Annotated in this window: 8 protein-coding genes; 7 read left to right on the top strand and 1 reads right to left on the bottom strand. The window is 69.9% G+C overall.

The genetic code is table 11. The features are described from left to right. Positions 1-628 (top strand): IS481 family transposase (locus G3I65_RS11235; protein WP_160696053.1); only part of this gene is annotated, 628 nt, incomplete at its 5' end. Here the strand turns inward: G3I65_RS11235 and G3I65_RS11230 are convergent. Further along, on the bottom strand, positions 625-1,410 hold the full coding sequence (locus G3I65_RS11230) for an IclR family transcriptional regulator (RefSeq protein ID WP_160696052.1): 786 nt from the start codon (positions 1,408-1,410) through the stop codon (positions 625-627). The genes G3I65_RS11235 and G3I65_RS11230 overlap by 4 nt on opposite strands. Positions 1,411-1,746: 336 nt before the next feature. Between G3I65_RS11230 and mtrA the strand changes: the two genes are divergently transcribed. From mtrA to secA, 6 genes are all read left to right on the top strand, one after another. Next, complete coding sequence (gene mtrA, locus G3I65_RS11225; protein WP_005150760.1) at positions 1,747-2,424, top strand: MtrAB system response regulator MtrA; 678 nt, start codon at positions 1,747-1,749, stop codon at positions 2,422-2,424. Positions 2,425-2,431: 7 nt separating this feature from the next. Beyond that, entirely contained in the window at positions 2,432-4,156 is a 1,725-nt protein-coding gene (mtrB, locus tag G3I65_RS11220; protein ID WP_160696051.1) for an MtrAB system histidine kinase MtrB, read from the top strand. After that, on the top strand, positions 4,153-5,862 hold the full coding sequence (locus G3I65_RS11215) for an LpqB family beta-propeller domain-containing protein (RefSeq protein WP_160696050.1): 1,710 nt from the start codon (positions 4,153-4,155) through the stop codon (positions 5,860-5,862). Before mtrB ends, G3I65_RS11215 begins: the two co-directional genes overlap by 4 nt. 67 nt (positions 5,863-5,929) lie before the next feature. Further along, positions 5,930-6,694: a ComF family protein gene (locus G3I65_RS11210; RefSeq protein WP_166639942.1), complete on the top strand. Its 765-nt coding sequence runs from the start codon at positions 5,930-5,932 to the stop codon at positions 6,692-6,694. 697 nt (positions 6,695-7,391) lie between these two features. Next, positions 7,392-8,078, top strand: a complete 687-nt coding sequence (gene hpf / locus G3I65_RS11205) for a ribosome hibernation-promoting factor, HPF/YfiA family (RefSeq protein ID WP_160696048.1) — start codon at positions 7,392-7,394, stop codon at positions 8,076-8,078. Positions 8,079-8,283: 205 nt separating this feature from the next. Next, positions 8,284-10,923: preprotein translocase subunit SecA (gene secA, locus G3I65_RS11200; protein ID WP_160696047.1), on the top strand; the 2,640-nt coding region annotated here is incomplete at its 3' end.

The raw sequence follows: 10,923 nt of genomic DNA, 5'->3' as shown, positions 1-10,923 counted from the left end.
CGGCGAACCGCTGCGCCGCTACGAACACGACCATCCCGGCTCGCTGATCCACGTCGATGTCACCAAGTTCGGCAACATCCCCGACGGCGGCGGGCACCGCTACCTCGGCCGGCAGCAAGGCGAGCGCAACAAACGCGCCACGCCAGGCTTGCCCCGCGGCGCGGACTACAAGCCCCGCACCGGCACCGCGTTCGTGCACACCGTCATCGACGACCACTCCCGCGTCGCCTACGCCGAAATCCACACCGACGAAACCGCGGTGACTGCCACCGCTGTCCTGCGCCGGGCCGTGGCCTGGTTCGCCGATCTAGGCGTGACTGTCGAACGCGTGTTGTCCGACAACGGCTCGGCCTACCGGTCCCACGCTTGGCGCGAAACGTGCGCCGAGCTGGGCGTTATCCCGAAACGGACCCGGCCTTACCGGCCTCAGACGAACGGCAAGATCGAACGTTTCCACCGGACCCTGGCCGACGGGTGGGCCTACGCCCGCTTCTACCCGTCCGAGAGTCTGCGGCGGGCGGCGCTACCGGACTGGCTGCACTTCTACAATCACCATCGACCCCACAGCGCAACCGGCGGCAAGCCGCCGGTCACCCGGCTGACCAACCTCCCCGGACATCACACCTAGTCCCGGAAGTACCCGAGCTGCGCGGAAAGTTCGTCCGCCGCTTCGGTCATCGGGCGCACGACCTGCTTCACCCGCTGCTTCGAAAGCCGGTACGCCGGACCGGAAGCGCTCATCGCGGCGACGACGTCCCCACCGGGGCCGTGGATCGGCACGGCGACCGCGTGCATGCCGAGTTCCAGCTCCTCGTAGCAAGCCGCGTAGCCGTCCGCGAGCACCCGCTCCAATTCGGACAGCAGCTCTTCGGGCTCGACCGTCGTGCGCGGCGTGTACTGCTCCAGCTTCCGCTTCAGCACGCGCTTTCGCTCGGCTTCGCCCATGTACGCCAGCAGGACCTTCCCGCTGGACGTCGCGTGCAGCGGGGTGCGCTGGCCGGTCCAGTTCTGCGTGGTGATCGCGGCCGAACCGCGGGCCTGGCTGATGTTGATGGCGACGCCGTCGTCCGCGATGGCGATGTTCACCGTCTCGCCCAGTTCCTCGGCGAGCGAAAGGCAGCTCGCGCGGCCGAGCTTCGCGAGGTCCATCCGCCCGGTCGCGGCGCCGGCCAGCCGGACGACCCCGAACCCGATCGCGTACTTCCCGCGTTCCCCGAGCTGTTCGACGAGGCCTCTGGACTCCAGGACGCTGAGCAGCCGAGACGCCGTCGACTTGTGGACGCCCAGCTCGCCCGCGATCTCGGTGATGCCGGTTTCGCCGTGGCGGGCGAGCAGCTCCAGCACGCTGATCGCCCGGTCGACCGACTGCACCTGGCTCTGAGTTGCGTTGCCCGAGTCCTGGTTCCGCATAGCGCAACACTATCCGTTTCGTGCGTTTCCCATCGGCTGAGTGGGCGAATCCCTTGACGGACGCGGCCGGCAGGCCCGATTGTTGCGCACGGGGCACGGAGGAGCGCACTGCGCAACTTTCACGCACTGCCGCGACATCCGGCCAGCCGTTTCCCTGAACTCGCCTCGCAGGTCCGTGGAGGCCGCGCCGCGAACCCGCGCGGCCTCCACGGACCGTCCAAAGCCGCCGGTACCGGCACCCGGATGGAGCAGGGGCGGGTCGCGATCTTGATCTTTCTGGTGGTCAAACACGCGGGTCGCGCGTGCGGGCGCCGGAACTAGTGCGAATATGTGGACATGAAGGCACGTGTTCTCGTGGTCGACGACGACCCCGCCCTCGCGGAGATGCTCACCATCGTGCTCCGTGGGGAGGGGTTCGACACGGCGGTGGTCGCCGACGGCTCACGCGCGCTTCCGGCGCTGCGCGAGCTGAAGCCCGACCTCGTCCTGCTCGACCTGATGCTGCCCGGGATGAACGGGATCGACGTCTGCAAGGCGATCCGCGCCGAGTCCGGGGTGCCGATCGTCATGCTCACCGCCAAGAGCGACACCGTCGACATCGTCCTCGGCCTGGAGTCCGGCGCGGACGACTACGTCGTCAAGCCGTTCAAGCCGAAGGAGCTGGTCGCGCGGGTGCGGGCCCGGATGCGCCGCACCGAGGCCGAACCCGCGGAGTCGCTGACCATCGGTGACCTGGCGATCGACGTGCCGGGGCACGAGGTCACCCGCGAGGGCAAGGCCATCCCGCTGACCCCGCTGGAGTTCGACCTGCTGGTCGCGCTGGCCCGCAAGCCGCGCCAGGTGTTCACCCGCGAGGTGCTGCTGGAGCAGGTCTGGGGCTACCGGCACGCGGCCGACACGCGGCTGGTGAACGTGCACGTCCAGCGCCTGCGGTCCAAGGTGGAGAAGGACCCGGAGCACCCCGAGGTGGTGTTGACCGTTCGCGGCGTCGGGTACAAGGCCGGCCCGCCGTGATGAGTCGATGACTCTCGCTTCCGGTAGACGGATCCCCGCGTTCGCGCGTTCGACGGCACGCCTGGTGCGGCGTGTCGTCGTTTTCGCGCGCCGTCGCGCGGTCGCGTTCAACGAGCTGTGGAAGCACTCGCTGCAGTTCCGGGTCACCGTGTCGACCCTGGCGCTGTCCTCCGCCGTGGTCTTCGTGCTGGGCATGGTCCTGCAGAACCAGATCACCGAACGGCTGCTGGACACCAAGCGCGACGCGGCGATCGCGCAGACCCGCGCCGCGGCGGAGACGGCGGCCGGCGAGCTGGTCGGCCTCGGCGGCGAGACGCGCGACGCGATGAACAACCGGCTCGAGAACGCGCTGAAGAAGATCGCGATCACGCCGACCAGCCAGGACGCGGCCGGGTCGGCGGCGGGCACGTTCGTCCCGGTGCTCGCCAGCGGCGGCCACGACCAGTCCGGCGACGAGCCGGCGTCCGCGGGCCCGTACGAGAACGTGCCGCCGCGGCTGCGCCAGTTCGTCGAAGCCGACCAGATGAGCTGGCTCGAGCACACCGTCCCGGACAACGCGGGCGGGCGCACGACGTACCTGATCGTCGGCATCCCGCTGAACACCGTGGCGAGCCCGCTGCAGCTGTACTTGCTGTTCCCGCTGACGACCGAGCAGAACACCGTCGCGACCGTGCAGAACACGCTGCTCGTCGGCGGGCTGGTGCTGCTGCTCCTGCTCGCCGGCATCACGAACCTGGTGACCCGCCAGGTGGTGCGCCCGGTCCGCCAGGCCGCCGCGGCGGCCGAGCAGTTCGCGGGCGGCGACCTCGACCAGCGGCTCGCCGTGCTCGGCGAGGACGACCTGGCGAAGCTCGCCGTGTCCTACAACGGGATGGCCGCCAGCATCCAGCGCCAGATCCGCCAGCTCGAGGAGTTCGGCGGGCTGCAGCGCCGGTTCACCTCCGACGTCTCGCACGAGCTGCGCACGCCGCTGACCACCGTCCGGATGGCCGCCGACGTGCTGCACGCGTCCCGCGAGCAGTTCCCGGCCGGGCTGGCCCGCTCGACCGAGCTGCTGGTCGACGAGCTCGACCGGTTCGAGGCGCTGCTCGGCGACCTGCTGGAGATCAGCAGGCTGGACGCCGGCGTCGAGGAGCTGGCCGCGGAGTTCATCGACGTGCGCCCGATCGCGACCCGCGCGGTCGAGCAGGTGCGGGTCATCGCCGGCAACGCGGGCAGCTCGGTCGAGCTGGTGCTGCCCGACGACGAGGTGATCGCCGAGGTCGACGCGCGGCGCGTCGAACGGATCCTGCGCAACCTGCTCGCGAACGCCGTCGACCACAGCGAAGGCCGGCCGGTGGTGCTCGCCGTCGGGGCGAACGAGACCGCCGTCGCCATCACGGTCCGGGACCACGGCGTCGGCCTGCGCCCCGGCGAAGCGGACCTGGTGTTCAACCGGTTCTGGCGCGCGGACCCGTCGCGCAACCGGCGCACCGGCGGCACCGGGCTGGGCCTGGCGATCAGCCAGGAGGACGCGCGCCTGCACGGCGGCGAGCTCGACGCGTGGGGCGAGCCCGGCTACGGCGCCTGCTTCCGGCTGGTGCTGCCGCGCCGCCAGGACGTGCCGGCCGGGGACCCGCCGCTGACGCTGCCGCCGGCGGACCACGTCTCGGGTGAGGTGCCGCTCGGGATCATCGACGTCACGCCGGCGCCGGAGGCGATCTTCGCGGAACGTGAGGAAATCGGTCAGTGAAACGGCTTCTGGTGTCCTTGCTGTGCTTCGCGTTGCTCGCCGGCTGCGCGAACGTGCCGCTGGAATCGCAGCCCGTCGTCGTCCCCGGTGAACGTCAGGGGCAGGGGTCGGGGGACGTGGTGGCCGAGCCGCGGCCGGACCTCGACCCGCTGACGCTGGTCCGGGAGTTCGTCCGCGCGACGCTCAAGCCGGGCCAGAACAACGCGGCCGCCCGCGCGTACCTCGACGACGCGGGCCGGGCGAGCTGGCGGCCGAGCCGCAGCCTGACGATCATCCAGAACACCTTCGGCACGGTCTACGACACGAACCCGCAGCCGGACCCGAACACCCAGGTCGTCAACGTGCGCGGGAGCGACATCGGCACGCTGGACCAGAACAACGCGTTCGTGCCTGACTTCAGCCCGGCGCTGCTGCAGGTCAAGGTGCGCAAGCAGCCGACCGGCCAGTGGCGGATCGTCGACCCGCCCGCCGACCTGTACGCGACCGAGTCCGACTTCAGCGAGAACTACACGCCGGTCCCGGTGAGCTTCTACTCGGAGTCGTCGAACACGTTCGTCCCGGACCGGCGCTACGTCGTCGCGAAACCGCAGTCCGGGCTGCCGGGGCGGGTGATGGACCTGCTGGTCAGCGGCCCGTCGACGAGCCTGGCCGGCGCGGTGAAGAACTTCCTCGGCGAGCCGGTCGAGATCGACACGAACGTCAAGAGCCTCGACGACGGCACGCTGGTGGTGCCGCTGACCGGGCTGGCGGGGGTGTCCGACGACACCCGGAACCTGATCGCCGCGCAGATCGTCCTTTCGCTCCAATACGTCACGTCGGCGCGGATCCGGATCCTCGCCGACGGCGCCCCGCTGGTGCCGAACCACCCGGACTGGCGCCTGAACGACCTCCCGGCGTACGGCTCGACGCTGTCGCCGAACCTGGAGCTGCAGGGCCTGATGACGGTCGGCGGCCGCGTCCGTTCCCTCGGCGACGGCTCCCCGGTCCCGGGCCCGGCGGGCAACGGCGGCTACGACGTGGTGAGCGCGGCCCAGTCCCTCGACGGCAAGCGCCTGGCGGTGGTGGAGCGCGAGGGCGGCGGCGTCCGCCTGCGGATCGGCGACATGGGGCACGACCTGTCCCAGGTGGCCCTCGGCGGCACGACCCTGAGCCGCCCGACGTGGCGCCCCGGCACCGGCGAGGTCTGGACGGTGGTCGACCAGCTGTCGGTGGGCCGGATGGTGGTCAACCAGAACGGCGTCTGGACGGCGCTGGGCGTCAACGCAACGGACCTGAACCAGCAGGGCGAGATCTCGGAGCTCCGGTTTTCCCGCGACGGCGCCCGCGTGGCCGCGGTGATCAAGGGCGAGCTGTGGGTGGCCTCGGTGGTCGGCGTCGGCGACTCGGTTTCGCTGCGGGAGCCCCGCCACCTCCAGCCCCACGACCTGGAGGACGTGGTCGACGTCGACTGGGTCGCCCAGGACAACCTGGTGGCGGTGACGAAGTCGTCCTCCCAGCCGGTGGTCCGCGTGACGGTGGACGGCCAGCGCATGGACGCCTTCAACAGCTCCAACCTGACACCCCCGGTCCACGGCGTGACGGCGGCCCCGGGCCGCCAGATCGTGGTGGCCGACATGAGCGGCCTGTGGACGGCCTCGGTGCTCGGCGAAGTGTGGCGGCCGCAGGCCCACACGATGAAGGACGCGGATCCGTTCTACCCGGGCTGACTTCACTCGTGTGGGTGGCGGCTGGGTGTTCGAAACTGTCGGTGGTGGTCGTGAGACTGTCCGTGTGCTGGAGAAACTGCTCGACCTGCTGATCCCCCGCCGCTGCGCCGCTTGTGGAGCGCGCGGCGAGCCTTGTTGTGCCCGGTGCGGGAGGGTTTGGGGTGCGGTCCGGGAAGTCTGGCGCGTGCCGACGACGGGGGTGGTGCGGGTGTTCGCCCTGGCCCGGTATTCGGGCGTGGGGCGGAGGCTGCTGATCGCGTACAAGGAGCGAGGGCGGCGGGATCTGGCGCCTTCGCTGGGGCGGGCGTTGGCGGAGGCCTTGGTGGAGCTGCCGCTCGGTTCGGCCCACGCGGAGGTGGCGGCTTCGGCCGGGGCAGCCCGCGGCGGCCCATCGGGTTCGGTGGCTCTCCCGGTGAAGGAACCCGGGTCCGGCGGCTTTGTCCAGCTCGCAGCTCCGCCCCGCTCGATCTGCCTGGTCCCGGCCCCAAGCCGCCCCTCGGCATCGCGAGTACGAGGCGGCCCGCACATCGAGCGCCTCGCGAACGCCACCGCGCGGATCCTGGCCGCCCACGGCGTCGAAGTATCAGTCGCTCCCGCCCTCGAACTAGCCGGCAGCGCAAGAGACGCAGTCGGCCTCAACCGCGCCGAACGACTGGCCAACCTCTCCGGCCGCCTACGGTTCCGCGAGGCAGGCCGCCCACCGCCGGGTCAGCCCGTCGTGGTGCTGGACGACGTGGTCACGACCGGAGCCACCGCGGCGGCGTGCACCCGCGCGCTGGCCGCGGCCGGCGTCACGGTCTCCGCCGTCCTGACCCTGCTCTCAGCCGGGTGAAGTCCCGGCCGAAGCAGCCACCCGGAGCCTCGGAGTCGAGCGGGTCCATGCCCCCACCATGGCACCGCGCCCGCGGAAACGCACCCCGAAGCAGGGCAACGAAACCGGGTCCGCCGCGGTACCGGTTCCACCGGAACGGCCCCCGCACCCGGGTGACCCACCCATCACCTACACGAGTGATGTCGCCCGGGAACGCGAACGCCCCGGCGCCCGTTGTCCGGGCATGAGGGTGCCGATCACGACCACTCGGCCGCCACACCACTCCACCGGGGTGGCGGCTGCGCCGGACGAGGCCGTCACCCTCGGCGTCCACCTGGAGGAAGCGATGCGCCGTCCGTGTGAAAACACGCTCCGTGCACCGCGTCCGACCAGCGGGTGTTTTCTGGTGTTCACTCCGCGATCACTGCGCGGGGTGACGGAGTCTCATTCCCCGACATCCCCCGGCTCGGGGGCTGTTGCAACGGGCGTGAGGAAGCTAACGTGCTCCGCTATCAGCAATCCCCGCAGGCAGGGAGGTGACGAGCCCATGTCCCTGGCGCCGGAGGTGCGCTGAGTCCGCGCTCGGGCTCCCGGCACGAGACGTCGTGAACCGTTCCCGAGTTCCTTCTCAGCCCGCGATCCGGGCTTCCGTCCCCGCAATACCGGCGCCGTGTGAAAACACAACAGCTCGCAGTCATCGAAGCGAGGGAGGTCGTGTATGGACATCGTCGTTAAGGGCCGCAACGTGGAGGTGCCCGACCACTATCGGGCGCTTGTCAGCGAAAAGCTGGCCCGGCTCGAGCGCTACGACAGGAAAGTCATCCGGTACGACGTGGAACTGTTCCACGAACCCAACCGACGCCAGGCCAAGAGCTGCCAGCGCGTCGAAATCACCGGAAAGGGGCGAGGCCCGGCCGTACGCGCGGAAGCGTGTGCCGCCGACTTCTACGCAGCGCTTGATTCCGCAGTCACCAAGCTGGAAAACCGGCTGCGGAGGACACACGACCGGAGGCGTGTGCACTACGGGCGCAGCCGCCCGGAATCGGTCGCCGAAGCGACCTCGACGCTGCCCGGTGGTGGATCCCCGGCCGCAGCCAGTCCCGCCGCGCGTACCGCGGTGTTGGAGGCACCCGAAGCCCTGCCGCAGACGAACGGCTTCGAGAGTGCCGAGGAGATACACCTGCCCCAGCAGCAGAGCTGGGCCGACGACGACCTCGGTCACCAGCCCGGTCGCGTCGTTCGCGAGAAGCAGCACACCGCGGAGCCCATGACGGTGGACCAGGCTCTCTACGAGATGGAGCTGGTCGGCCACGATTTCTACCTCTTCAACGACTCCGAAGCGGGCCGGCCCAGCGTGGTCTACCGGCGGAAAGGCTTCGACTACGGCGTGATCCGGCTCGGCTGAGCCGCTCCTAAGGAGGCCTTCGCGGACGGCCCGCACGCGCTCGCGTGCGGGCCCTCCGCATGTCAGGACCTACGGCGTGTGCACACGGCGGCCCCTGTTCCCTACGATGGGGTGGGAAGGTGGCGCCGACCACGGCCGCCGCCGCGGGAGAACCTGCCCGGGACCGGCCCGGGCGCGCTCAAATTCAGCTAGTGAGGTCGACCGGATGGTGCTGAACCGCCTGCTCCGCGCGGGTGAGGGCAAGATGGTGAAGCGGCTGCGCAACATCGCCGATCACATCAACACCCTCGAAGACGACGTCAAGGACCTGACCGACGCCGAGCTGCGGGCCAAGACCGAGGAGTTCCGCAAGCGGAACGGCGACGGCGAGTCCCTCGACGAGCTGCTGCCGGAGGCCTTCGCGGTCGTCCGGGAGGCGGCCAAGCGGGTGCTCGGCCAGCGGCACTTCGACGTCCAGCTGATGGGCGGCGCCGCCCTGCACCTCGGTCAGGTCGCCGAGATGAAGACCGGTGAGGGCAAGACGCTCACCTGCGTCCTCCCCGCCTACCTCAACGCCATCCCCGGCAAGGGCGTCCACGTCGTCACGACGAACGACTACCTGGCCAAGCGCGACTCGGAGTGGATGGGCCGCATCCACCGCTTCCTCGGCCTCGAGGTCGGCGTGATCCTGTCGGAGCAGCAGCCGGACGTCCGGCGCGCCCAGTACAACGCCGACATCACCTACGGCACGAACAACGAGTTCGGCTTCGACTACCTGCGCGACAACATGGCGTGGAGCCTCGACGACTGCGTGCAGCGCGGGCACAACTTCGCCGTGGTCGACGAGGTGGACTCGATCCTCATCGACGAGGCCAGGACGCCGCTGATCATCTCGGGCCCGGCGGACCAGTCGTCGCGCTGGTACGTCGAGTTCGCCCGGCTCGCGCCGCTGATGCAGGGCATCGACACCACCACGATGGGCACGCGCGAGCGCACCGAGAAGACGAACCTGATCAACTCGAAGTACCACTACGAGGTCGACCAGCGGAAGCGCACCGTCGCCGTCACCGAGAAGGGCGTCCGGTTCGTCGAGGACCAGCTCGGCATCGACAACCTGTACGAGGCCGCGAACACCCCGCTGGTCGGGTACCTGAACAACGCGCTGAAGGTGCAGGAGCTCTTCCACCGCGACAAGGACTACATCGTCCGCAACGGCGAAGTCATGATCGTCGACGAGTTCACCGGGCGCATCCTGGTCGGCCGCCGCTACAACGAGGGCATGCACCAGGCGATCGAGGCCAAGGAAAAGGTCGAGATCAAGGCCGAGAACCAAACCCTCGCCACGATCACGCTGCAGAACTACTTCCGGCTCTACGAAAAGCTTTCCGGCATGACCGGTACGGCCGAGACCGAGGCGGCGGAGTTCCACCAGACCTACAAGCTGGGTGTGGTGCCGATCCCGACGAACCGGCCGATGATCCGGGTCGACCAGGCCGACCTGATCTACAAGACCGAGCAGGCCAAGTTCGAGGCCGTCGCCGAGGACATCGCGGAGCGGCACGAGAAGGGCCAGCCGGTCCTGGTCGGCACGACGAGCGTCGAGAAGTCCGAGCACCTGTCGAAGCTGCTGGTGAAGCTGAGCGTGCCGCACGAGGTGCTGAACGCGAAGCACCACGACCGTGAGGCGCTGATCGTCGCGCGCGCCGGCCAGAAGGGCGCCGTCACGGTCGCCACGAACATGGCCGGCCGCGGTACCGACATCGTGCTGGGCGGCAACCCGGACCTCATCGCCGACCACGTGCTGCGCGAGCGCGGCCTGGACCCGGTCGAGCACTCCGAGGAGTACGAGGCCGCGTGGCCCGAGGTCCTGGAGCAGGTCAAGGCGGAGTCGAAGGCCGAGGCCGAAGAGGTCCGCGAGGCGGGCGGGCTCTACGTGCTGGGCACCGAGCGGCACGAGTCGCGCCGCATCGACAACCAGCTGCGCGGTCGTTCCGGCCGCCAGGGCGACCCGGGCGAATCGCGCTTCTACCTCTCGCTCGGTGACGAGCTCATGCGCCGCTTCAACGCGACCATGGTCGAGCGAGTCATGACGACCATGCGCCTGCCGGACGACGTGCCGATCGAGCACAAGATGGTCTCCAAGGCCATCAAGAGCGCGCAGACCCAGGTCGAGCAGATCAACATGGAGCAGCGCAAGGACGTCCTCAAGTACGACGAGGTCATGAACGAGCAGCGCAAGGTGATCTACGCCGAGCGCCACCGCGTCCTCGCCGGCGAGAACCTGCGCGACCAGATCGAGGGCATGCTCGAGGACGTCGTCAACGCCTATGTGGACGGTGCGACCGCCAACGGCTACGCCGAGGACTGGGACCACGAGAAGCTCTGGACGGCGCTGAAGCAGCTCTACCCGGTCAGCCTCGACTGGGACGAGCTGATGGAGGACGGCGACCTCGACGCCGCCGGCCTGCGCGAAGCCCTGCTCCAGGACGCCCGCCGCGCCTACGACAACCGCGAAGCGGAGATCAACGCGCTCGTCGGGCCGGACGGCATGCGGACCCTGGAGCACCAGGTGATGCTGACGGTCCTCGACCGCAAGTGGCGTGAGCACCTCTACGAGATGGACTACCTCAAGCAGGGCATCGGCATGCGGGCGCTCGCGCAGCGCGACCCGCTGATCGAGTACCAGCGCGAGGGCTTCGACATGTTCCGCGCGATGCTCGACTCGCTGAAGGAGGAGGCCGTCGGCTTCCTGTTCAACTTGCAGGTCGAGCGGGCCGAGGCGCCGCCGGCGGAGGCCGCGGCCGCCGTCCCGACGGGCGTCGGTTCGGGCAACGGCCAGGCGACCGAAGGCCGCCACGCGCGGCCG

This window comes from Amycolatopsis sp. SID8362, from assembly GCF_010550475.1.
GTDB classification, from domain to species: Bacteria; Actinomycetota; Actinomycetes; order Mycobacteriales; family Pseudonocardiaceae; genus Amycolatopsis; species Amycolatopsis eburnea.
The sequence above is the reverse complement of the archived record's forward strand: the minus strand, read 5'-3'. Positions and strand labels throughout refer to the sequence as shown.